This window comes from Methylobacterium sp. 22177 (assembly GCF_052045615.1).
In the GTDB taxonomy this organism is placed as follows: Bacteria; Pseudomonadota; Alphaproteobacteria; order Rhizobiales; family Beijerinckiaceae; genus Methylobacterium; species Methylobacterium radiotolerans.
In genome coordinates, this window is the sequence record NZ_JBQEPK010000008.1 from 144,579 (window position 1) to 167,113 (window position 22,535).

Consider the following 22,535-nt stretch of genomic DNA (forward strand, 5'->3'; position numbering starts at 1 on the left):
CCGCAGGACGAGGGAGAGGTTGGAACGAGGCGATGGCTCACAAACCCAGAATGCCCTTGGCGATGACGTTGTGCTGGATCTCGTTCGAGCCGCCGTAGATCGAGACCTTGCGGTTGTTGAAGTAGCTCGGCGCGGCGGCGTCGACCCAGTCGAAGCCGCCGGGCAGGTTGTTGGCCCCTGCCCCGCGCGCGGGCGCCGCGAGGGCGAAGGGCCCGGCGAGCTCGACGAGCAGCTCGGTCGCCGCCTGCTGGAGCTGCGAGCCGCGGATCTTGAGGAGCGACGAAGCGGGGTCCGGCTCCACCGAATCCGCCCGGCCCTGCTTGGCCGCCACCCGCATCTGGGTGATCTCCAGGGCCTTCAGCTCGACCTCGACCTCCGCGACGCGACCGCGGAAGGCGGGATCGTCCCACATCGTCCCGGACCCGGCCGGCATCTCGCGGGCCAGCCGCTTGATCCGGGCGATCCGTTCCTTGGTGAGCCCGATCCGGGCGATGCCGGTGCGCTCGTTGGCGAGCAGGAATTTCGCGTAGTCCCAGCCCCTGTTCTCCTCGCCCACGAGGTTCTCGACGGGCACGCGCACGGCGTCGAAGAAGACCTCGTTGACCTCGTGCCGGCCCTCCAACGTCAGGATCGGCCGCACGGTGATCCCGGGCGTCTTCATGTCGATGAGGAGGAAGGAGATGCCGCGCTGCTTCTTGGCCTCGAAGTCGGTGCGCACCAGGCAGAAGATCCAGTCGGCGTGCTGGCCGAGTGTGGTCCAGGTCTTCTGGCCATCGACGACGTAGTGGTCGCCGTCGCGCACCGCCTTGGTCTTGAGCGAGGCGAGGTCCGAGCCGGCGCCGGGCTCCGAGAAGCCCTGGCACCACCAATCGTCGAGATTGGCGGCGCGCGGCAGGAAGCGTTCCTTCTGGTCCTGCCGGCCGAAGGTCGCCAGCACCGGGCCGAACATGTAGCAGTTGAACTGCTGCGGCAGCGGCACGGCCGCCTGGAACAGCTCCTCGGTGTAGATGTAGCGCTGGATCGGGGTCCAATCCCGGCCGCCCCATTCCTGCGGCCAGTGCGGCACCGCCCAGCCCTTGGCGTTGAGGATCTGCTGGCTCGTGACGTAATCGTCCTTGGTGAGGCTGCGCCCCTCCGAGACCTTCCTGCGGATCTCGGAGGGGATCTCCGTCCGGCAGAAGGTGCGGACCTCGTCGCGGAACGCGATCTCTTCGGATGTGAAGCGGAGATCCATCGTCAGCCTCCGATCTCGAACAGGCCGGCGCAGCCCTGGCCGCCGGCGACGCACATGGTCACCACGGCGTAGCGCGCGCCGCGGCGGCGGCCCTCCAGCAGCGCGTGGCCCACGAGCCGGGCCCCCGACATGCCGAACGGGTGGCCGACCGCGATGGCGCCGCCGTTGACGTTGACCTTCGAAGGGTCGATCCCGAGCCTGTCGCAGCAGTAGACCGACTGGGACGCGAAGGCCTCGTTCAGCTCCCACAGGTCGATGTCGGAGACGCGCAGGCCCTGCCGCTCCAAGAGCCGCGGCACCGCGAAGACCGGGCCGATGCCCATCTCGTCCGGGCCGCAGCCCGCCGAGGCGAAGCCCCGGAAGGTGCCGAGCGGCGTCAGGCCCCGCCGCGCAGCCTCGTCGGCCGACATCAGCACGCTGGCCGAGGCTCCGTCCGAGAGCTGGCTGGCATTGCCCGCCGTGATGAAGGCCCCCTCCCCGCGCACGGGTTTGAGCTTCGCGAGCCCTTCGAGGGTGGTGTCCGGCCGGTTGCCCTCGTCCTTGGCGAGCCGGGTCTCGACCTCCCGGGTCTCGCCGGTGGCCTTGTCGGTCACCGCCATCACGGCGCTCATCGGGACGATCTCGTCGTCGAAGAGGCCGCGCGCCTGCGCGTCTGCCGTGCGGCGCTGGCTCTCCAGGGCGAATTGGTCCTGCGCCTCGCGGGAGATCCGATAGCGCTCCGCCACGATGTCGGCGGTCTCGATCATCGGCATGTAGATCGCCGGCAGGTGGGCCTCCAGCCACGCGTTGCGGGTCAGCTCCCGCTGGACCTTCGGCTGGACGAGGCTGATCGACTCGACGCCGCCCGCCACCGCCGCCGGCACGCCGTCGAGGATGATCCGCCGCGCCGCGCTGGCGATCGCCTCCAGGCCCGAGGCGCAGAAGCGCGAGATCGTGACGCCGGCCGACTCCACCGGGATCCCCGCCACCAGGGCGGCGTGGCGGGCGACGTTGCCGCCCGTGGCGTTCTCCGGATAGCCGCAGCCGAGCACCACCTCCTCGACCGCCTCGGGCTCCAGGCGCGCCCGGTCCAGGGCGCCGCGGATCGCGTGGGCGGCGAGGTCGGCGCCGCGGGTGAGGTTCAGGGCGCCGCGATGGGCCTTGCCGATGGGCGTACGGGCGGTCGCGACGATCACCGCGTCGGTCATGATCTCCCTCCCGCTCAGGCGTTCTTCAGGCCGGCGAAGCTGCCGCCCTCGGCGGCGAGGCGCTTCAGGAGCGGCGCCGGCTCCTGGCTGTCGTCGCCGGTCTCGGCCGCGAAGCGGGTCAGCGCTTCGGCGATCGTCTTGAGACCCACCGTGTCGGCCCAGTGCATCGGGCCGCCGCGCCAAGCCGGCCAGTTGTAGCCGTTGATCCAGATCGTATCGATGTCGCCGGGCCGGGCCGCGATGCCCTCATCCAGGATCCGCGCGCCCTCGTTGACCATCGGGTACATCAGCCGCGCGACGATCGCGTCGGCCGTGAAGCTGCGGCGGGCAACGCCGTGCTCGGCGGCGACTCGCGCGATCAGCGCCTCGACCTCGGGATCGCGCGTGCCGGTGCGGGCACCGTCCGGGTACAGGTAGAAGCCGCGGCCGGTCTTCTGGCCGAACCGGCCCTGCTCGGCGAGCGAGTCGGCGACGGGGGCCCGCCCGCCGAAATCCTTGCGCGAGCGCCAGCCGATATCGAGCCCCGCGAGATCGCCCATGGCGAAGGGCCCCATCCGGAAGCCGAAGCCGGTGACCGCCGCATCGACCTCGTGGGGCAGCGCGCCCTCGAGCAGCAGGCGCTCGCCGGCCCGGCTGCGACGCTCCAGCATGCGGTTGCCCACGAAGCCGAAGCAGACCCCCACCGCGACCGGAAGCTTGTTGAGGCGCTTGCCCAGGTCGAGGGCGGTGGCGAGCACCTCCGGCGCGGTCTTCTCGGCCCGGACCACCTCGACGAGGCGCATGACGTTGGCCGGGCTGAAGAAGTGCAGGCCGAGCACGTCCTGCGGCCGGTTCGTGACCGCCGCGATGGCGTTCACGTCGAGATAGGAGGTGTTGGTGGCCAGGATCGCGCCGGGCTTGGCGATCTGATCGAGCTCGGAAAAGATCCCGCGCTTGACGCCCATATCTTCGAAGGCCGCCTCGACGACGATGTCGGCCTCCCTGGCGTGCTCCAGACCGATCGCGCCGGTGATCCGGCCGACCCGCTCCTCGCGCTGGGCCTCGGTGATCGAGCCCCGCTTCGCCGAGCCGGCGTAGAGCGCCTTCACCCGGTCGAGGCCGCGCGTCAGGGCACCCTCCTCAGTCTCGATCACCGTCACCGGGATGCCGGCATTGGCGAAGCACATGGCGATGCCGCCCCCCATCGTGCCGGCGCCGATCACCGCGGCCGTGCGGATGGGGCGGCGCGGCGTGTCCTTCGGCAGGCCTGGCACCCGGGCGGCCTCGCGCTCGGCGAAGAAGGCGTAGCGCAGGGCCTTCGAGCGCGGATCCTCCACCAGGGCGCGGAACTCGGCCCGCTCCACCGCCAATGCGGCGTCGAAGTCCTGCTCCAGGCCGGCGCGCACCGCCCGCGCCAGGGCGTGGACGTTGGTGGCGTCGGGATCGCGCTTCACCGCCTCGGCGGCCTGCGCCTCGAACCGCTCCCGGTTCTGGGGCGTGAGCTTGCCGGAGCGGTCGCGCGCCCGCGGCAGCGTCCCCGCATCGGCGAGTTCCAGGGCGCGGGTCCGGGCCTCCGCCACGAGGTCGCCGAGCACCACGGCGTCCACGATGCCGAGCGCCGCCGCCTTCTCGGCGGAAAGCGGCTCGCCGGTGAGCATCATCGGGAAGGCGGCGTCGGGCCCGATCAGGCGCGGCAGGCGCTGCGTGCCCCCGGCGCCCGGGATGATCCCGAGCTTGATCTCCGGCAGGCCGATCCTGGCCGACGGGGCCGCGACGCGGCCGTGGCAGGCCATCGCCAGCTCCAGGCCGCCGCCGAGGGCCGCGCCGCCGATCGCCGCCACCACGGGCTTCGGGCTGGCATCGAGCCGGTCCAGGATGTCGGGAAGGCTCGGCGGGCGCTGCGGCTTGCCGAACTCGCCGATGTCGGCGCCGCCGACGAACACCTTGCCCTCGGCGGCCAGCACGACGGCGCGGACCGACACGTCCGCGATGACCTGCGTCAGGGCCTCGTCGAGGGCCGCCCGCAGCGCGGCGCCCAGCGCGTTGACCGGCGGGTTGGCGAGCGTGAGCACCGCCACCCCGCCATCGACCTCCTGACGAACCACCCGATGCTCCCTGATGTTCTGCAATGCAGAATGAACGTTCGCAATTCGGCGGGATGTTGGTCCGAGTGATCGAAAGCGTCAAGGACGGGCGGCACCGGTTCTCTCCGGGTCGCCGACCGTTCCGCAGTGCAGAAACTTTGCGGCTCGGCCGTTTGACCCAGGGCCCGGGGCCGTGGCATCACAACGGCCCTGGACGAGACTCGGTTGCGGACGCCGCCCGGCGCGCGAAGGCCGGGCTGCCGGGAGGCAGGGGGAGGATCGCGGTGCGCGGCAAGGATCGGGACGAGCGGCCCGGGGGCGCCTGCCCGGCGCCGGTTCTGGCGGCCGGGAGCGGGCGGTGAGCGACGGTCCCGAGCGAGACCCGGGCGGGCGCCTGCCCGAGATCCTGCGCGGCCGGCTCGCCCTGCCGGTGATCTGCGCCCCGATGTTCATCGTGTCCGGCCCGGAGCTGGTCATCGCCCAGTGCCTGTCCGGCGTGGTCGGTTCCTTCCCCGCGCTGAACGCCCGACCGGCCGAGCTCCTCGACGAGTGGCTCTCGCGGATCACGCAGACGCTCGCGCAGGCCCGCGCCGCGGACCCGTCGCGGCGGATCGCGCCGTTCGCGGTGAACCAGATCGTCCACGCCTCCAACGACCGGCTGGCCCAGGATGTCGAGGCTTGCGTCCGGCACCGGGTGCCGATCATCATCACGTCGCTGCGGGCGCCGGACGCCGTGATCCGCCCGGTCCACGCCTATGGCGGGGTGGTGTTCCACGACGTCACCACCGTGCGTCACGCCGAGAAGGCCCTGGAGGCCGGCGTCGACGGGCTGATCCTGGTCTGCGCCGGGGCCGGGGGCCACGCCGGCACGCTGAGCCCCTTCGCCCTCGTCGGCGAGATCCGGCGGTTCTACGACGGTCCGCTGATCCTGTCGGGGGCGATCACCTCGGGCTCGGCGATCCTGGCGGCCCAGGCCATGGGCGCCGACCTCGCCTACATGGGCACCCGCTTCATCGCCACCCGGGAGGCGAACGCGGCGGCGGCCTACAAGGACATGATCGCCGGCAGCGCGGCCGCCGACATCCTCTACACCCCCTACTTCACGGGCGTGCCGGGCAACTACCTCACGCCGAGCATCCGCGCCGCCGGGCTCGATCCCGAGGCGCTGCCGGCGCGCGACAAGACCGCGATGAATTTCGGCAGCGGCAGCGTGAAGGCGTGGCGGGACGTCTGGGGCGCCGGCCAGGGCGTCGGCACCATCGCGGACGCGCCGGCGACCGCCGACCTCGTCGCCCGCCTCGCCCGGGAATACGCGGCGGCGCGGGCGCGGACGGCCGGCAGCGCCGCGGACTACGCGACGGACCGCGCCGGCGGGGTCGCCCCGTGAGCGTCCGCGTCGCCGATCCGGAGCCCGGGATCCGGCTCGTCACGATGGACCAGCCGGAGCGGCGCAACGCCCTCGACCGGGCGACCTACGCGGGCCTGACCGACGCCCTGGACACGGCGGGAAGGGACGCGGAGGTGCGCGCCCTCGTCCTCACCGGCGCGGGCGGCTGCTTCACCGCCGGCAACGATCTCAAGGATTTCCAGGACGTCGAGACCGCGGGCGCCAGCCCCGGCCTGACCTTCCTCAAGGCCCTGCGCGCCTGCCCGCTCCCGGTCGTGGCCGCCGTGGAGGGCCACGCGGTCGGCATCGGCACGACGCTGCTGCTCCACTGCGACCTCGCCTACGCGGGGGACGGGGCGCGGTTCCGCCTGCCGTTCACGGCCCTGGGCCTCAGTCCGGAGGGCGGGTCGAGTTACCTGCTGCCCCTGGTGGCGGGATCGAAGCGCGCCGCCGAGCTGCTGATGCTCGGCGAGCCCTTCACGGCCGCGGACGCCGCCGCGGCCGGCCTGATCAACGCCGCCGTCCCGGCCGGGACGGCCCTGGATACCGCTCTGACCAAGGCGCGCGCGCTCGCCGCCCTGCCCCGGGTCTCGATCGCCGCCACCAAGCAGGCTCTGCGCCGCGGCCACGACGACAGCGTCGCACGCGCCCTCGACGCGGAGGCGGAGGTCTTCCACGCCCTCCGCCGCGGTCCGGCGGCGCAGGCGGCCTTCGCGGCGTTCCTGCGCCGATGAGCGGGCCGATGGAGGCGGATGCGGGCCTGCGCGCCGGATCCGACGGCGCCGAGCCCGACGCTGGCGGGTCCGACTCTGGCGGGTCCGGCGCGAAGGAGGACCGGCACTTCGTCACGGCGCTCGCCCGGGGGCTGTCGGTGCTCGCCTGCTTCGGCCCGGGGCGCACGAGCCTCGCCAACCACGACATCGCGGAGGCCTGCGGGCTGCCGCGCTCCACCGTGTCGCGGCTGACCTACACGCTGACCAAGCTCGGCTACCTGCAGCACATGCCCGAGCTCGGCCGGTACCGCCTCGGCACCGCCACCATCGCGCTGAGCTCGGCCGCCCTGGGCGGCCTCGACGTCCGCGCCATCGCCCGGCCGGTGCTGCGCGCGGTCGCGGAGGCGGCCAACGCCTCGGTGGGGCTCGGGGTGCGCGACCGGCTCAGCATGCGCTACGTCGATTGCCAGCGAGGCCCAGCGGCGATCTCGCTCAACCTCGACACCGGCTCGCGCATCTCGCTCGCCCGCAGCGCCATGGGCCGCGCCTACGTGGCGGTCTGCCCGGACCGGGAGCGCGCGGGCATCTACGAGGACCTGAAGGCGCTCGATCCCGTGGCCTGGCCGGCGCTGCGCGNCCGGCCTCGACCGGGCAGTGGAGGAGCACCGGGACCTCGGCTGCTGCACCTCGTTCGGCGAGTGGCAGGAGACGGTCTGCGCCATCGCGGTGGGGTTCCATCCCGGCGGCGGCCTGCCGCCCATGGCGGTCAATTGTGGTGCCCCCACCGTCATCACCGACGCGCGCTTCCTCTTGGACGTCGCGCGCCCGAAACTGATCGACGCCGTGCGCAGTCTCGACGGCGTCATGGGAGCCTGAGGACTTTCGCGATGGATGCCGTTGCCGACCTGCCGCTCGCCGGAATCCGCGTCCTCGACCTGTCCCGGGTCCTGGCCGGACCCTGGTGCGCGCAGGTGCTGGGCGATCTCGGCGCCGACGTGATCAAGGTCGAGCACCCGGAGCGCGGCGACGACACCCGCGACTGGGGCGTGCCGACGAGCCCCGGTAACACCTCGTATTTCGACAGCGTGAACCGCAACAAGCGCTCGATCGGCGTCGACCTCGCCACGCCGGACGGCCTGGCGATCGTGAAGGCTCTGGCCCGCGACAGCGACGTGCTGGTCCAGAACTTCAAGACCGGCGGGGCCGAGAAGCTCGGCCTCGGCTACGCGGCGCTCGCGGCGGAGAATCCCGGCCTGATCTACTGCTCGATCGCCGGCTACAGCTCCGACGGCTCGGAGGCCGGCCGGCCCGGCTACGACCTCGTGGTCCAGGGCGAATCCGGCGTGATGGCGCTCAACGGCGAGGCCGGGGGACCGCCGCTCAAGTTCGGGGTCGCGGCGGTCGACCTGTTCACCGGCCAGTTCGCCGCCCAGGCCGTGCTGGCGGCCCTGTACCAGCGGGAGCGGACCGGGCGCGGGCGGACCGTTGACCTCGCCCTGTTCGACTGCGGCGTGGCGCTGACCTCCTATTACGGCCTCGAGGCGCTCGCCCGCGGGATCGATCCGCCCCGCTACGGCAACGCCCACCCGTCGATCGTACCCTACGGGGTGTTCGAGGCCGGCGACGGGCCGGTGGTGATCACGGTCGGCAACAACGGGCAGTACCGCCGCTTCTGCGAGCAGGTGCTGGAGCGCCCGGACTGGGTCGCCGACCCGCGCTTCGCCACCAATCTCGACCGGTCGCGCAACCGCGCCGCCTTCATCCCGGTGCTGGAGGCCGAGCTCGCCAAGTGGGAGCGCGCGCCGCTGATCGCGCGGCTCAGGGCCGCGGGCATCCCCTGCGGCGAGGTGATGGGCCTGCGCGAGGCGCTCACCTGCGACCGCGCCCGGGAGGCCGGGCTGGTGGTCGCGGCGTCGGAGAACGCCCACGTCATCGCCCCGCCCTACCGGCTCGACGGGCGCCGGCTGCCGGTGCGGCGGATGCCGCCGGGCCTCGGGGATTCGAGCGCCGAGATCCTGGCGGAGCAGCTGGAGTATCCAGAGGACGCGCGCGACGCGCTGCGGGCCAGGGGCGTGGTCCGGTAGGCGGGCCGTCGCCTGCCGGCGCGTGCCGTGTCCCGGGCTAGCGCAGCACGCCCTCGGCGAGCGCCCGCTGGATACCCCGGACATCCGCGCCCTTCTTCAAGGTCCGCTGGATCGGCTCCGCCGCCCCCGAGACCCAGATCTTCAACTCGGCGTCGAGGTCGAACGTGCCGGCGGTCTCGACCGAGAAGCGCACGATCGCGCGGTACGGCACCGACAGGAACTCGACCTTGCTGCCGGTCACGCCCTGGACGTCGATCAGGATGACGCGGCGCTCGGTGAACACGAACACGTCCCGGATGATCTTGAAGGCGAGCCGCGCCGTCTCGCCCTCGATCAGGATGCCGGCGAGCCGGCGCTCCAGGGAGGCCGCGTCGACGGCCGAGCCGTGTCCGAGCAATCCGTCCAGAAGGCCCATGGCCGATCATCTCGTGCTGGTCCGCGTCGACGCGGAGCATGGCGTCTGGCCGTCGGCGCGGCAACCGCCCGGCGCGATCCGGTCCCCGATCCGGACCGCGATCCCGGTCGCGCGGCGTGCCTCGGGCATCGTCCGGGCGCCGACCAGTGGGCACGGATCATGGATGAGCGGCCGGAGAGTCGGGGCATAGCGTCGACGAAGCAGTTTCATGAGGCTGCCTATCGGGCGCGACGCCGGGCCCGGCGTCGCGCCCGGCGTCACGCGCAGCTCGAGGCGTCCGACGGCCCCCCGGGCCTACACCGGGCGTCGAAGCTCCGCGCGAGTTCGGCGAGGCTGACGGAACCGAGCCGCGCGACCAGGAGGGCCTCGGCCTCGCGCAGCGTGTCTTCGACCGCCTCGTTGACGACCTTCTCGACGGCGCAGGCCGGGTTCGCGCGATCGCTGCCGATCGCGAAGATGCGCGGACCGCCGACCGCGCGGTGGACGTCGAGCAGCGAGACCGCGCTCAGGTCCGCCGCGATGGTCCATCCGCCGCCGTGCCCCTTCTCCGATTTCACGTAGCCCGCGTTCCGGAGCCCGGCCATCGTGCGGCGGACGACCACGGGGTTCGTCCCGAGCATCCGCCCGATCGCCTCGGACGTCATCGGTCCGTCGTGGCGCGCCATGTGAAGCAGCACATGGAGCGTTCGGGAGAGGCGGCTGTCGGTGCGCACCCGTCGATCCACCACACCGAACTCGGGATTGGCAACCGCGCGCCATCACGATACTTATCAAGTTGCGTGATGGCGAGGGTCGTGGCGATGCGCGAGTTCGAGAACCCGGATCGGTGGGACAAGGTCGCCGAGCACTACGCGACGACCGCCCACCCGTTCACGGCGCGCTTCGCCGAGGCGGCGCTCGCGCGAGTGCCGCTGACCGAAAGCAGCCGCGTCCTCGACGTCGCGGCCGGCACCGGCGCCCTCGCGCTGGCCGCGGCGCGGACGGGGGCGCAGGTCCTGGCGGTCGACTTCTCGCCGGGCATGGTCGCGCGCGTCGCCGGGGCGGGCTCGGCCAATGTCGAGGCGCGGGTCATGGACGGCCAGGCGCTCGCCCTCCCCGACGGCGGCTTCGACGCGGTGTTCTCGATCTTCGGGGTGATCATGTTCCCCGACTGGCGGAAGGGGCTCGCCGAGATGGCGCGCGTGACGCGGCCCGGGGGCTGGGGCATCGTCGCGACGTGGCAGGATCAGGGCGCGGCGACGTTCCTGCTGCTCGGCGAGATCCGCCGCCGGCTGTTCCCCGAGCGCGAGAGCCGGGCGATGCCCGAAGGGGTGCGGGTGCTCGGCGATCCGGCCGGGTTCACCCGGGAGATGGTCGCGGCCGGGTATGGACCGCCCCGGATCGAATGCGTGACCTTCGACTACGCCCTCGACGTCGCCCTGCTGGACGACCCCGACACGGTGTTCGGCCTGTCGCCGGACTGGGTCGACCTGAGTGCGGACGACCGGGCCGCGGTGACCGCGGAGGCGCGGCGCGTGGCGGGCGGCCGGCCCGTCCTGCCGATCCCCTCCACCGCGCTGATCGCCGTCGCGGAGCGGTGAGCGCCGCTTCGGTGCGAGACCTCCCGCCTCAACTAGACCCCTGCGCGTCCGCCAAGCGCGCCCGCGCGTCGTCCAGAACCCGGGTCAGGGCCGCGTCCCACGAGACCCGCGGCTGCCAGCCGGTGGCGGTGTGGAGGCGGCCGGCATCGCCCGCGGCCAGGGGAATCTCGGTCGGCCGCACCCGCTCCGGGGCGACGCGGATCTCGAACGGGACCCGGGCGCGGGCGCGCAGATCCTCGAGGACGCTGGCGATCGTCCGCGGCTGGCCCGAGCTGATATTGAAGACGCTCCCGTCCGCCAGGGAGTCCGCCCGGCCGATCAGGTCGGCATAGGCGTTCGCCACGTCGGCGACGTCGAGGAAGTCGCGGTAGGAGGAGAGATTGCCGACCTCCAGGCACGGCGGCACGAGGCCGGCCTCGATCCGGGCGATCTGGCCCGCGAAGGAGGCCACGACGAAGCGCTCGTCCTGGCCGGGGCCGATATGGTTGAACGGCCGCAGCACGACGAGCTTCACGCCGATCCGGGGCAGCAGGTCGCGGAGCAGCTGCTCGCCCACCCATTTCGACCGCGCGTAGGTGTTGCGCGGCAGCGGCTCGACCGCCTCGCTCAGGGCGTGGCCCGCCAGGAAGGCGCTGCCGTAGACTTCGCCGGAGCTGACGAAGAAGAAGGTGCAGCCCGGCACCGCCTCCACCGCGGCCACGAGGTTCATCAGGCCGTTGACGTTGACCCGCCACGTCTGGCCCGGACCGCTCGCGGAATCCGCCACCGAGGCGAGGCCCGCCAGGTGGAGGATCGCGGTCGGCCGGAACCGCGCCACGAAGCCGCCGAGCGCGGCCTCGTCGAGGAGGTCGATCGCCGCGTAGGTGACCCCCTCCGGCAGGCGCGGCGACCGCCCCCGCCCGATCCCGGCCACGCAGTCGCCCGTCCGCGCCGTCGACCCCGCCAGGAGCGGCAGCACGTGGCCGCCCACGAAGCCCGCCGCCCCGGTGACGAGGATGCGCCGCGCGGCGGGGCCGCCGGCCCCGTGGGGAGTGGGCGCGCTCACGGCGCGATCCGGGCGCGGGCCGTCACCTAGCCCGGGTTCCGGGTTCCCCAGCGCACGCCCATGCTGCCCTGTCCGGCGCCCGGCGAACTGCCGGCATCGGCGCCGATCGCCGGGCCGGAGGCGGTCTTCGGTCGGTGCTGCGAGCCGGCCGCCAGGGGCTGCGACGCCATCGTGTCGGGCACCTCCGACAGGTACTCCTCGTCCCGATCGGTGGCGAACTGGCCAGCCTTGCGGAAGGTCCAGAGATAGCCCGGCACCACTGCCTCGGCGGCGGTCGGCGTGATCCCGATCCCCTCGAAGGTCCTGCCCTCGGCCTTGGCGGCCTCCGAGACGACGTTGTCGTTCTGGAGCAGGGTGACCTGATCGCGGGTCAGCTTCAGCGAGTCCGGCAGGAGGCCGAAGGTCAGGGTGTCGGCGATCTCCAGCATGCGGGCCTGGAGCTTGGCCGCCGGCACGGGCAGGTCCACGACCACCCGCTTCCGCCGGATCGTCTTCAGCATGTAGCGTACGAAGTGCTCGAGCGTGCCCACCTCCGGGCCGCCGAGTTCGTAGACCTTGCCGGGCGCGACGGTGCCGTCGACCGCGCGGGCAATCGCCTCGGCGACGTCGCCCACGAAGGCCGGCTGGAAGCGCGACTGGCCGCCGGCCAGCGGCAGGACCGGGAGCGCCCGGGCGAGGCCGGCGAAGCGGTTGAAGAAGCTATCGCCGGGCCCGAAGATCAGCGAGGGCCGGAACACGACGGCGTCCGGGCAGGCGGCGAAGACCCGCGCCTCGCCCTCCGCCTTGGTGCGCGCGTAGAGCGACGGCGAGGCCGGATCGGCGCCGATCGCCGAGACCTGGATCATCCGGGCGCCCTGGCGCGCCGCGGCGCGGGCGATCGCCTCGGCCCCGTCGACCTGCAGCCGCGCGAAGCTCTGGGAGCCGGTCTCCTGCAGGATGCCGACGAGGTTGATCAGCACGTCCGACCGCTCGGCGGCCCGGGCGACCGAATCCGGGTAGCGCAGGTTCGCCTGGACGGCGACGATCTGGTTGACCTTCCCCAGCGGCTGCAGGAACAGCGCGAGGTCCGGCCGGCGCACCGCGACGCGGATCCGGTAGCCGCGCTTCGCCAGCGCCCGCACCACGTGCCGGCCCAGGAAGCCGGAACCGCCGTAGATCGTCACGAGCTGGTCCTGCGGGCGCAGGGGACCCGGCGCGGCGACGGAACGCGTCTGCAGACTGGTGTGCGCCGTCGCAGACGCCGTCGTGTTGTCTTGGCCGCTCATCGCCGTGGTCTCGAGCTCCTCGCGCGCCCCGGGGCGCCGTCAGGCGGCCTACTTAGCCTAACTTCGGCGCGATGGGAGCCGCCGAATGCACCGCCGCGCCATTCCGGTGAACAGCGCGGCGCGGATGACCGCTGCCGGAGGCCCGAGCGCCGCCGGCGCGACGCTGGTCACAGCGCTGGAACGGGTGCGGCCGCCGCGCATTCTTCCCCACCATACGGCCCTGCCGAATCGCGCGGATGGGACGCGCCGGGGACTTCGATGATTGTAGGGATGCTCGTTTCCGCGGCGATCGCGGTGTTCGGTCTGCTGGTGGCGCTCGGGTATGTCGGCCACCCGATCGACGCGCAGCTCGTCAGCAACTACGGCTGGAGCATCCTGATCATCGGCGTCGCGCTGTTCGTTCTGTTCACCTGGGCCCGGTACAGCCGGACCCGCAGGCGGCGCTCCGCCTGACTCCGCGCCTCAGGCAACCTTGATCCGGCGGCGCATCTCCCGCGCCACGGCCGGGCGTCCGCTCGGCCGGCCGCTCACCGCCCGCGGCGCGCCCACGATCAGGCTCTGCCGCTCGCGCGCGATGAACGCCGTCGGCATCTCGGCCTGGAGGTCGGCCTCCATGTCGCGCAGCGCCGTGTCGGAATGGGCCGGGTGCAGGTGGATGATCCCGAGCGCCTTGACGCCCGCGTTCCGGGCGAGCTCCACGCCCTTCTGCCAGGTCGAGTGGCCCCAGCCCCGGCAGGTCGGATACTCCCCGTCGGTGAACATGCCGTCGTAGACCATCAGGTCGGCGTCGGCGACGAAGGCGGCGAGCTCCGGATCCGGCCACGGGTCGCTGTGCTCGATGTCGCTGATCAGGCACAGGCGCCGGCCGCCGTGCTCGAACCGGTACCCGACCGAGCCCTGCGGATGGTTCAGCATGATCGTGGCGACCCGCGTCCCGTCCGGGAAAGCCAGGGTCTGGCCCGCCTCGAAGCCGTGGTGGTGAAAGGTGCAGCACAGCTTGTCGAGCGTAACCGGGAAGAGCGGCGGCGCGAACAGGCGGTCGAGGGTCGGCCCGGCCGATTCGCCGCCGAGGTTGCCGCAGTAGGTGTTGATGACCCGGTCGGGATCGAGGACCGCCGGCTTGAAGAAGGGCAGACCCGCGGTGTGGTCGAGATGCAGATGGCTGAACAGCAGGTCGACTTCCTGGGGCAGATCGGTCCGGTGACCCTGCCCGAGGTTGTAGATGCCCGAGCCCGCGTCGACGATGAACATGCGCTGGCCGCACCGCACCTCGATGCAGGGCGTGCTGCCGCCGAACTCGGCGTATTGCGGGCCGCTGACGGGCGTCGAGCCGCGGACGCCCCAGAAGCGGAGTGCGAGGTCCTGGTCGGCCGCCAGGATGGTCGGCTCGGAACTGTTCGACATGGCGATCACGAATCCGCGGACAGTCAGTCCCGATCACTTATGATCGAAACCCCGTCGCCGTTCCGGGAAGGTAGCTTTGAATACGGCAGGCCGACGGAGCAGGTGTACCGCTCATCCCCTGCCGTATCATGAATTGGTGTGCCGCACGCGGCCGTGATGTGCGTCCGCGCACACGCACGGGCCGCCGCGACGGGCCTTCGCATGCTCAGAGGGGCTCCGCGGCGGCCATGAGACCGGCCGCCGACCCGGCCAGGAACGGGCGTCCGGCCGCCGATCCGGCGAGTCCCGCGGCCAGCCAGGACGGGAGTGCGTCGCTGTACCGCGTCGGGAGTGGCGCGACCAGCGCCCCGAACGGATCGGGTGCGCGCTCGTAGACCGGCACGAAGCCCGCCATCTGCCGCGGCGACAGGCCCGACTCGGGCGCGGCCCAGCCGGCCCAGACCATGTCGGGCACCGGGCGATGGGCGCGGTGGCCCGGAACGACCACCACCTCCTGGCCGGCGAAGGCCAGGGCCTCCGGCCGGCTGATGTCCCCCACCGCCCCGCCCCGGGCCGTGTAGGCCGCCCAGAAGGCGTTCTGGCCGCCGTCGGAATAGGTGGTGCGGACGGCGGGCTCGCCCGCCTCGGCGAGCGCGGTCATCCGTGCCTCCTCGACCGCCCGGCGGGTGGTGACGGCCGCCTCGACGGCGGGATCCCGCGCGGGCGCGAAGGCGTAGCGGCTGGCGACCACCGAGACCTGCAGCTCCTCCCGGCTGACCTCGAACCGGTCGGAGCCGGCCTTGAGGTCCCGCCAGAAGGCGATGTTGGGGTCGGTCCGGTGGCGGGCCATGTTCTCGGCCGTCATCCGGAACGGGTAGGACTGGAACTGGAAGGCCGCCTGCCCGCCGTTCAGCGCGTCCCGGGCGATGGCGTAGATCTCGCCGACCGTGCCGTTGGTCATGGCGAAGCAGCCCATGGACGAGCAGATCCCGTGCACCATCACGGCGGAGCCGGTGCCGCCATGGGCCCGGTCGTAGGCGTTGGGATAGCCGACGTCGAAGGACAGGTAGTAGTGTGAGTTCGGGTTCATCTGGCGCCGGGGCACCGAGTAGAACCCCTCCGGGGTCTGCCGATCGCCGCTCCTGCGCTTCGGCCCGAGCTGGCCGGACCAGCGGCAGATCGGGAAGGTCTTGATGTAGACATAGCCCGCCGCGCCCTTCTTCCAGACCTCGATCTCCGATTCCTTCTTGTAGGCCCGGAACAGGACCGGCGAGGCGGCCGTCACGCCCTTCTGCGCCATCAGGGCGAGGGTCGCGGCCGGAATCGGCGCCTCGGCCTTGCCCGCCTGCGCGGCGGCCGGGCCTGCGAGGGCCAGCAGAACGAGGCCGGCGGCGAGAGGAAGCGAGGTCGACAGGGGCATGAACCGTCCGCGCTGGATCGGCCGGGATGGCTGCCGGACGGGCGCGGCCTCGCGACCTGACGGATTATTGCGGCGGCCGTGAGGCTGCGCGTCCGGTCCGTCCGGCGCCGCGACGGCGCGGCCGGACAACCGACGGTCACCCTCAGGCCGTCGGCGCCGGCTCCCGCTCGGGATCCGCCGGCACGGGCGCGACGACGGCGCTGTTCTCCACGGCGATCACCGCGTCGAACGGCGCGGCGCTCTCCGCGAGGCCCGTCTCGGGCAGGCAGACGATGAGGCCGCGCCCGGCCCGCGCCTGCCGCAGCTGGGCGAGCCGCTCGCGCGCGCCCTCGGCCTTGCGCTCGTCCATCGCGACCGCCACCACGAGGATGTCGGGGTCGCGGGCGAGGCACCGGCTCAGCTCGATCGCCACCCGCTCGCGGGCGTTGATCGCGCCGTCCGCCAGCGCCCCGGTGCTGGGCTGGATCTCGACCTTGCTGTCGAGGCCGAGGCCGTAGACTGAGGCCTCGAGGCCCTCGTCGGCCAGCACCCGGCGCACCAGCTCGCGCACCCGCGGCTCGGCATTGGCCTCGCCGAGACTGATCCGGCCGAACAGCAGGTTCTCCTCCAGGCTCGCGGCCGGATTGACCCGCGAGGGGTCGTGGAACACCACCGCGCCGGCGAGGTGGGGCGGCAGCATCCGGGCGAAGGACCGACGCGCCTGTACGAGGCGGTCCTCGAACAGGCCGTCGATCAGGCCGAAGCGGTGGCGGGACTCGTTGTAGCGCAGCGCGAGGCCGATCAGCCGCGTGCGGTCGCGCTGGCCCGCCGGCCCCCGGCGCAGGCTCGCCGCGCTGGGCAGGCGCACCACGAGATCCTCGAAATAGCCCCGCTCGGCCGCCTGGAACAGCGAGTAGGCGTCGAACAGGGGGTGGTCGTTGGGCAGGTCGGCGAAGATCTCCACCGTGCTGCGGGCGACCGACAGGCCGATCTCGGTGAGCGGGCGGACCAGCCCCTCGGCCTCCAGGACCGCCCGCAGGTAGGGGTGGCGGGCGAAGCGCAGGGGCGCGAAGGTGCCGCCCACCGGCTCGCCGAACAGGATGTTCTCGCCGATGCTCGCCTGGTTGTTGTAGCGGTCGGGATCGAACGGCTCGACGAGGCGCTCGGCGCCCTTGGCGGCTAGCGCCACCCGCATGGTCCGGCGGGCGGTGACGATCGCGGCGGCGAGCCGCGGCTGGGCGGCCGGATCGAGCCGCCCGGTCAGACCGCGGGCGTACACGAAGCCGTCGAGGCCGGTGAGCCGGCTGATGCCGATCAGCGCGATGTCGTCGGGGGCGGTCGCCGGATCGGTTCCGTAGAGCAGGTTCTGGCGGAGGGAGCCCTCCATCAGGATCGCCTCGCCCGACGTGAAGGCGATCCGCCGGGCGCGCTCGGCGGCGTCGAAGTCGCGCAGGTCCGTGCCCGCGTAGGTGACGGCCCCGGCCGTCGGCTCGACTTGCCCGGCCAGCACCGCCGCCAGCGCGCGGGCGCCGCTGCCGCGGCTGCCCGTGATCGCCACGTGGCCCGGCATCGACACGGCGACGTCGACGCCGGTCAGGCGCTCGCCCGTGGCCGGGTCGAAGGCACCGACGCCCTCGGTGGCCAGGATCCCGGACCGGGGCAGCGGCAGGGCGGTGGACCCGGTCCGGGCGGCCCGTGCCCGCCGGCCCTCCAGGGCCGCGATGGTGCGGGCGAGGTCGCGCAGGCGCGGGCGCACCGACCTGCGGACCATCCAGAGCCGCGCGCAGATCGCGGCGAGCCAGCCGGCGAGGCCGAAGGCGCCCACCGCCGCCACGAGGGCGGCCGGATCCACCGGCGCCGCGGGCGGCTGGCCCGGCCCCGAGCGCCAGAGCGCGGTGCCGGCGGCGATCGCCGGCAGGATCACCGCCAGGGCCAGGGCGGGCGCCCGGGCATAGGCCAGCCGCGCCTCGGCCCGCCCGACATTGGTCCGCATCGCGGCGACGCGGGCGGCGATGCGCCGGCGCTCGATGGCCGCCGCCCCGTGGTTGCGCACGGCGGGCAGCCGCCGGACGAGGTCGTTCAGGCTCTCCTCCGCGCGCGCGCTCGAGCGCAGGCGCAGCTCCTGCCGGTCGCGCGCGCGCTCGAGCACCAGCCCGTAGGCGAGGCCGATCGCCGCGAGGCCGATCACCGCCGCGGGGACCAGCCGGGGCGCGGCGAGCGCCGCGAAGCCGAGGGCCAGGATCAGCGCCGCGAGGGTCATCGCCGGCAGGACGATGCCGGCCGCGAGCAGGCGGTCGGCCCGGGCCAGCACCTCGCCGACGATCCGGGTGAGGCCGCGCGCCTCGTCCCGGGCTCCCGCCGGCGCGTCGAGGATCGCCTGCAGCACGCCCTCGCGGACGGCGTCCCCGGCCTTGTTCTGCGCCTTGAAGCACAGGCGCGCCACGAACCAGCCGACACCCGCCAGCGCCAGGGCGCAGACCGCGATGCACAGGAAGGCCGTGAGTTCGAGCTCGGCGGGGCGCATCGGCATGCCGGGGACGAGCACCAGTTCCCCGCCCGGGAGTTGCGCCGCCACGCGCAGGAACGGGAGCACCGGCGCCTCGTCGCGCGGTAGGACCGCGATCAGGTCGCGCAGGCACAGGAGCGCGAGGGCGCAGAGCGGCGCGCCGATCCCGACCGCGAGGGCCGCCGCGACGGCGTGCTGGGGCCGCGCGGCGCGCCACGTCAGGAGGAGAGGATCGGATTCCATGCGTCTCCGGACAGGATCGGGCGTCGGGACCGTCGCGGGGGAATAGGCTCTCGCGCCGGTCACGGGAAGTGTCGCGGTAGATGTGGCGGGGCCTGTCGCGGGCCTCGGCCAGCCCTGCCGTGGGCCGCTGCGACATGTCGGCCGGCCTGTTTCCGGTCGTGGCCCTGGTTTGGAAGCGCTCCAGCGTTAAAACCATCGGGCACGATGGGGCGCGGCGCCGCCGGGGCTCGGTTCCGCGAGGCTCGGGTCCGCGACGCCGCAGGCGCCCCGGTTCCCTTCGCGCGGGCGTCCGGCGCGCCGCACGATGTCGACCGGGACCAGAGGGTGAGGCGAGGCTTGCGGCGAGGGGCTGAGACGACCGAGCGCCATCTCACGGCCCTCGCCAGGCGCGGGCCGGCCTGATGGCGCAGCTGTTCACTCCCGGGGCCGACGCGCTCTACCGCCTCGCCCTGATGACCGGCGTCGCCTGCCTGGTGGGTCTCCCGGTCCTGGCGGCCGGGATCGTGCGCTCGAACTACGTCACGGGCGTCGGGATCGCGCCGGCGCAGCCGCTGCCGTTCAGCCACAAGCACCATTCCGGCGAGCTCGGCATCCAGTGCCGCTACTGCCACACCACGGTCGACCGGGAGGCCACCGCCGGGATCCCGCCGACCCACACCTGCATGACCTGCCACTCGCAGATCTGGACCGGCTCCGAGATGCTCAAGCCGGTGCGCGACAGCTACGCGCAGGACAAGCCGCTGGAGTGGAAGCGGCTGAACAAGCTGCCGCAATACGTCTACTACAACCACTCGGTCCACGTGACGAAGGGGATCGGCTGCTCGACCTGCCACGGCGACGTCACGTCGATGCAGATGACCTACCGGGCCAACGCCTTCGAGATGCAGTTCTGCCTCGACTGCCACCGGGCCCCGGAGAAATACGTCCGCACGCCGGATCAGGTCTGGAACATGACCTGGAAGCCGCCGTCCGACCAGGCGACCCTGGGCCCGAAGCTCGTGGCCCAGTACCATATCCGCGGCGGGGAGCGGCTGACCGAATGCGGGATCTGCCACCGATGACCGGCGCCCTCGACATCGCGGCCCTGCGCGAGAAACTCGCCGGCGGCGACGGGCCGCGCTTCTGGCGCAGCCTCGACGCCGTGGCCGACAGCCCGGAGTTCCGCGCCTATCTGGCGGCCGAGTTCCCGTCGGCGTCCCGGCTCGCCGCCGCCCCGGAGCGGCGCGGCTTCCTGAAGCTCATGGCCGCGTCCTTCGCGCTGGGCGGCCTCACCGCCTGCGGCGGCGGAGGCGGCCGCGACTACGAGGTGCCCTACGTCAACCAGCCCGAGCGGATCGTGCCGGGCACGGACCTGTCCTACGCCTCCTCGGCCCTGTTCGACGGCTTCGGCAACGGCATCCTGGTCACCACCCGCAACGGCCGCCCCCTGAAGATCGAGGGCAATCCCGAGCATCCCTGGAGCCGCGGCGGCACGGACGTGCTGGCCCAGGCCTCGGTCCTCGGGCTCTACGACCCGTTCCGCTCCCAGGCGGTGCAGCATCTCGGCCGGCCGAGTTCCTGGGCGGCGTTCCGGGCGGACCTGCAGGCGCGGATGCCGGGCTGGCGCGCGGGCCGCGGCGAGGGCCTCGCCCTGCTCACCGGCCCGGTGACGTCGCCGGGCGTGGCGGCCCAGATCGCGCGGCTGCGGGCCGCCTACCCGGCTTCGCGCTGGTACACCGGCGCCGGGGCAGGGCGCGCCGGGATCTACGAGGGCGCCCGCCAGGCCTACGGCCGGCCGCTGGAGACGATCCCGGATTTCGGCCGCGCCCGCACCATCGTGGCGCTGGACGGCGATTTTCTGGACCTCGGGCCCGGCCAGGTCGGCCTGTCGCGGCGCTGGAGCGAGGCGCGGCGCGCGGCCTACGCGGAGGGCCGCCTCCTCACCCTGCACGCGGCGGCGCCGACCCCGACGCTGACCAGCGCCAAGGCGGATCGCGGCCTCGTGGTCCCGGCCGGCCGGCTGGAGGACCTCACCCGGGACCTGCTCGCCCTGGCCGCCGGCGGCGCGGCCCCTGCGGGCGACGATCCCGTCGCGCGCTGGACGCGGAGCGCCGGGACGGCGCTCGCCGGGGCCCGGGGGAGCGGCATCGTCACCGCCGGCCTGACCGCGAGCCCCGAGTTGCACGCGCTGGTCCACCGCCTCAACGGCGCCCTCGGCAACACCGGCGCGACCCTGGTCCACACGGCGCCCGCGGAGGAGACCGGCGCCGGGACCCTGGCGGAGCTCGCGGAGGCGATGGATCGGGGCGCCGTCCAGGTGCTCGTCGTGCTCGGCGCCAATCCGGTCTACGAAGCGCCGGGCGTCCTCGATTTCGCCGCCCGGATGGCGCGCGTGCCGCTCAAGATCCACGCGGGGCTCTACTACGACGAGACCGGCGCGCACGCCGACTGGCACCTGCCCGCCGCCCACCCGCTGGAATCCTGGGGCGACATCCGATCCCTCGATGGGACGGTGGGGCTGATCCAGCCGACCGTCGCGCCCCTGTACAACGGCCGCACGCCGGCGGAGATGCTGGCCTTCCTGGCCGGCGGTGAGGGTGGGGAGAGCGGCCAGGACGCGCTGGGCCTCCTCAAGGCGCAGGCGCGGAATGCCGGCGAGGACGACGCGGCTCTCGAAACCCGCTTCACGGAAGCCCTGCGCCTCGGCTTCTGGGCGGGCAGCGCGCGCCCGGCCGAGACCGTCGCGCTGACGCAGGCCGCGGCCCCCGCGGCCGCTCCATCCCCCGCGCCCGCGGGCGCGGTCGAGGTGCTGTTCCGGCCCGATCCGACGATCTGGGACGGCACCCATGCCGACCTCGCGTGGCTGCAGGAGCTCCCGAAGCCCCTGACCAAGGTGGTCTGGGAGAACGTGGTCGCGGTGAGCCCCCGCCTCGCCGAGCGCGAGGGGATCGCGACGGGCGACATCCTGCGGGTCGAGGCCGGCGGCCGCGCCGTCGAGGGGCCGGCCTGGATCCTGCCCGGCCAGGCCGAAGCCAGCGTCACCCTCACCCTCGGCTACGGCCGCGACGTGCCGGACCACCTCGCCCGCGGCCTCGGCTACGATTCCGCGCCCCTGCGCCCGGCCGGTTCGACCTGGCGGCTCGCCGGCGCCCGGCTGACGAAGACCGGCCGCGCGCGCAAGCCGGTGACCACCCAGCATCTCGGCACGATGGAGGGGCAGGATCTCGTGCGCGTGCAGGTCCTGGGCGCCGCGCCCGCGGGCGATCCCAAGGGCGCGCCGGCCCCCGCCTCGTTCTACCCGCCCCCGGAGAGCCAGGATCGCTGGGTCGCCGCGCAATGGGGCATGGCCATCGACCTCGACGCCTGCATCGGCTGCAACGCCTGCGTCACCGCCTGCCAAGCGGAGAACAACATCCCCGTGGTCGGGCGCGAGGAGGTCGCTCTCGGCCGGTGGATGGGCTGGCTGCGGGTCGACCGCTACTACGCGGGCGCGCTCGACGCGCCGACGACGCATTTCCAGCCGGTGCCCTGCATGCATTGCGAGCAGGCGCCCTGCGAGCTCGGCTGCCCCGTGGAGGCGACGCTCCACGACAGCGAGGGCCTGAACCTGCAGGTCTACAACCGCTGCGTCGGCACCCGGACCTGCCAGAGCTACTGCCCCTACAAGGTCCGCCGCTTCAACTACCGCGACTATGCCGGCGGCATGACCCCGGTGGAGCAGCAGCAGCGCAATCCCGAGGTCACGGTCCGGTCCCGCGGCGTGATGGAGAAGTGCACCTACTGCATCCAGCGGATCACGGCCGCCCGGATCACCTCCGCCAAGGATGCCCACGCGCCGATCCCCGACGGGACCGTCGAGACCGCCTGCCAGGGCGCCTGCCCGACCCGGGCGATCACCTTCGGCAACGTCGCCGACCCGGGGAGCCAGGTCTCGGCCGCCCGCAGGGACACGCGGGAATACGCGCTCCTCGGCCACCTGAACACGCGGCCGCGCACCACCTACCTCGCCGGGCTCGCGCCCGCCGCGGACTCGGACGGACGGGAGGGCTGAG

The 22,535-nt window shown here is 73.5% G+C and carries 17 protein-coding genes; 7 read left to right on the forward strand and 10 right to left on the reverse strand.

Annotated elements, in window-relative coordinates:
- Nucleotides 1–37 precede the first annotated feature (37 nt).
- From ACTJK8_RS10910 to ACTJK8_RS10920, 3 genes are read right to left on the reverse strand one after another with little or no spacing between them, the layout of a single operon-like run.
- On the reverse strand, nt 38–1,234 hold the full coding sequence (locus tag ACTJK8_RS10910; RefSeq protein ID WP_440761923.1) for an acyl-CoA dehydrogenase family protein: 1,197 nt from the start codon (nt 1,232–1,234) through the stop codon (nt 38–40).
- A 2-nt stretch (nt 1,235–1,236) separates the two neighbouring features.
- Nucleotides 1,237–2,421 (reverse strand): acetyl-CoA C-acyltransferase, encoded by a 1,185-nt coding sequence (locus ACTJK8_RS10915; RefSeq protein ID WP_127991409.1) that lies wholly within the window; start codon nt 2,419–2,421, stop codon nt 1,237–1,239.
- Nucleotides 2,422–2,435: 14 nt separating this feature from the next.
- The gene (locus ACTJK8_RS10920; protein WP_127991410.1) at nt 2,436–4,505 is read right to left on the reverse strand and encodes a 3-hydroxyacyl-CoA dehydrogenase NAD-binding domain-containing protein; all 2,070 of its coding nucleotides are present in this window, start codon (nt 4,503–4,505) and stop codon (nt 2,436–2,438) included.
- Between the two features lie 337 nt (nt 4,506–4,842).
- Here ACTJK8_RS10920 and ACTJK8_RS10925 point away from each other — a divergent pair, with 337 nt between their 5' ends.
- The 3 genes from ACTJK8_RS10925 to ACTJK8_RS10935 are packed head-to-tail and all read left to right on the forward strand — an operon-like array spanning nt 4,843 to nt 8,668.
- Nucleotides 4,843–5,871 (forward strand): NAD(P)H-dependent flavin oxidoreductase, encoded by a 1,029-nt coding sequence (locus tag ACTJK8_RS10925; RefSeq protein WP_206614546.1) that lies wholly within the window; start codon nt 4,843–4,845, stop codon nt 5,869–5,871.
- Nucleotides 5,868–6,605 (forward strand): enoyl-CoA hydratase-related protein, encoded by a 738-nt coding sequence (locus ACTJK8_RS10930; RefSeq protein ID WP_127991411.1) that lies wholly within the window; start codon nt 5,868–5,870, stop codon nt 6,603–6,605. The genes ACTJK8_RS10925 and ACTJK8_RS10930 overlap by 4 nt, the downstream gene beginning before the upstream one ends.
- Nucleotides 6,606–6,613: 8 nt before the next feature.
- Nucleotides 6,614–8,668, forward strand: a complete 2,055-nt coding sequence (locus tag ACTJK8_RS10935; protein WP_440761932.1) for a CoA transferase — start codon at nt 6,614–6,616, stop codon at nt 8,666–8,668.
- A gap of 37 nt (nt 8,669–8,705) precedes the next feature.
- Here ACTJK8_RS10935 and ACTJK8_RS10940 read toward each other — a convergent pair whose 3' ends face one another.
- Nucleotides 8,706–9,083 (reverse strand): PH domain-containing protein, encoded by a 378-nt coding sequence (locus ACTJK8_RS10940; protein WP_012318055.1) that lies wholly within the window; start codon nt 9,081–9,083, stop codon nt 8,706–8,708.
- Between the two features lie 257 nt (nt 9,084–9,340).
- Nucleotides 9,341–9,796 (reverse strand): Rrf2 family transcriptional regulator, encoded by a 456-nt coding sequence (locus ACTJK8_RS10945; RefSeq protein WP_024830817.1) that lies wholly within the window; start codon nt 9,794–9,796, stop codon nt 9,341–9,343.
- 87 nt (nt 9,797–9,883) lie between these two features.
- On the opposite strand from ACTJK8_RS10945, the gene ACTJK8_RS10950 reads away from it, so the two are divergent.
- Entirely contained in the window at nt 9,884–10,663 is a 780-nt protein-coding gene (locus ACTJK8_RS10950) for a class I SAM-dependent methyltransferase (protein ID WP_127992856.1), read from the forward strand.
- A gap of 28 nt (nt 10,664–10,691) precedes the next feature.
- On the opposite strand, the gene ACTJK8_RS10955 is transcribed toward ACTJK8_RS10950, so the two are convergent.
- Together ACTJK8_RS10955 and ACTJK8_RS10960 are read right to left on the reverse strand one after the other, a co-directional pair.
- Nucleotides 10,692–11,708, reverse strand: coding sequence for a GDP-mannose 4,6-dehydratase (locus ACTJK8_RS10955; protein ID WP_127991412.1), 1,017 nt, complete (start codon nt 11,706–11,708; stop codon nt 10,692–10,694).
- 26 nt (nt 11,709–11,734) lie between these two features.
- Nucleotides 11,735–12,973 (reverse strand): complex I NDUFA9 subunit family protein, encoded by a 1,239-nt coding sequence (locus ACTJK8_RS10960; RefSeq protein WP_440761924.1) that lies wholly within the window; start codon nt 12,971–12,973, stop codon nt 11,735–11,737.
- 270 nt (nt 12,974–13,243) lie between these two features.
- On the opposite strand from ACTJK8_RS10960, the gene ACTJK8_RS10965 reads away from it, so the two are divergent.
- Nucleotides 13,244–13,426, forward strand: a complete 183-nt coding sequence (locus ACTJK8_RS10965) for a hypothetical protein (RefSeq protein WP_106427812.1) — start codon at nt 13,244–13,246, stop codon at nt 13,424–13,426.
- Between the two features lie 9 nt (nt 13,427–13,435).
- Here ACTJK8_RS10965 and ACTJK8_RS10970 read toward each other — a convergent pair whose 3' ends face one another.
- From ACTJK8_RS10970 to ACTJK8_RS10980, 3 genes are all read right to left on the reverse strand, one after another.
- Nucleotides 13,436–14,377 carry an MBL fold metallo-hydrolase gene (locus ACTJK8_RS10970; protein ID WP_012318049.1) on the reverse strand — a complete coding sequence of 314 codons (942 nt, stop codon included), beginning with the start codon at nt 14,375–14,377 and terminating at the stop codon, nt 13,436–13,438.
- A 205-nt stretch (nt 14,378–14,582) separates the two neighbouring features.
- The gene (locus ACTJK8_RS10975) at nt 14,583–15,776 is read right to left on the reverse strand and encodes a L,D-transpeptidase family protein (RefSeq protein WP_127991413.1); all 1,194 of its coding nucleotides are present in this window, start codon (nt 15,774–15,776) and stop codon (nt 14,583–14,585) included.
- Nucleotides 15,777–15,918: 142 nt separating this feature from the next.
- Nucleotides 15,919–18,504 carry an ABC transporter ATP-binding protein gene (locus ACTJK8_RS10980; protein ID WP_440761925.1) on the reverse strand — a complete coding sequence of 862 codons (2,586 nt, stop codon included), beginning with the start codon at nt 18,502–18,504 and terminating at the stop codon, nt 15,919–15,921.
- A gap of 401 nt (nt 18,505–18,905) precedes the next feature.
- On the opposite strand from ACTJK8_RS10980, the gene ACTJK8_RS10985 reads away from it, so the two are divergent.
- Nucleotides 18,906–19,565, forward strand: coding sequence for a cytochrome c3 family protein (locus ACTJK8_RS10985; RefSeq protein WP_012318046.1), 660 nt, complete (start codon nt 18,906–18,908; stop codon nt 19,563–19,565).
- Nucleotides 19,562–22,534 (forward strand): TAT-variant-translocated molybdopterin oxidoreductase, encoded by a 2,973-nt coding sequence (locus tag ACTJK8_RS10990; RefSeq protein WP_440761926.1) that lies wholly within the window; start codon nt 19,562–19,564, stop codon nt 22,532–22,534. Before ACTJK8_RS10985 ends, ACTJK8_RS10990 begins: the two co-directional genes overlap by 4 nt.
- The last annotated feature ends 1 nt before the right edge of the window (nt 22,535 follow it).

Bases quoted from the DNA above. Each gene is read 5' to 3' on its own strand.
- ACTJK8_RS10910 (WP_440761923.1), bottom strand. From the start codon at position 1,234: ATGGATCTCCGCTTCACATCCGAAGAGATCGCGTTCCGCGACGAGGTC.
- ACTJK8_RS10915 (WP_127991409.1), bottom strand. From the start codon at position 2,421: ATGACCGACGCGGTGATCGTCGCGACCGCCCGTACGCCCATCGGCAAG.
- ACTJK8_RS10940 (WP_012318055.1), bottom strand. From the start codon at position 9,083: ATGGGCCTTCTGGACGGATTGCTCGGACACGGCTCGGCCGTCGACGCG.
- ACTJK8_RS10950 (WP_127992856.1), top strand. From the start codon at position 9,884: ATGCGCGAGTTCGAGAACCCGGATCGGTGGGACAAGGTCGCCGAGCAC.
- ACTJK8_RS10960 (WP_440761924.1), bottom strand. From the start codon at position 12,973: ATGAGCGGCCAAGACAACACGACGGCGTCTGCGACGGCGCACACCAGT.
- ACTJK8_RS10965 (WP_106427812.1), top strand. From the start codon at position 13,244: ATGCTCGTTTCCGCGGCGATCGCGGTGTTCGGTCTGCTGGTGGCGCTC.
- ACTJK8_RS10970 (WP_012318049.1), bottom strand. From the start codon at position 14,377: ATGTCGAACAGTTCCGAGCCGACCATCCTGGCGGCCGACCAGGACCTC.
- ACTJK8_RS10975 (WP_127991413.1), bottom strand. From the start codon at position 15,776: ATGCCCCTGTCGACCTCGCTTCCTCTCGCCGCCGGCCTCGTTCTGCTG.
- ACTJK8_RS10980 (WP_440761925.1), bottom strand. From the start codon at position 18,504: ATGGAATCCGATCCTCTCCTCCTGACGTGGCGCGCCGCGCGGCCCCAG.
- ACTJK8_RS10985 (WP_012318046.1), top strand. From the start codon at position 18,906: ATGGCGCAGCTGTTCACTCCCGGGGCCGACGCGCTCTACCGCCTCGCC.
- ACTJK8_RS10990 (WP_440761926.1), top strand. From the start codon at position 19,562: ATGACCGGCGCCCTCGACATCGCGGCCCTGCGCGAGAAACTCGCCGGC.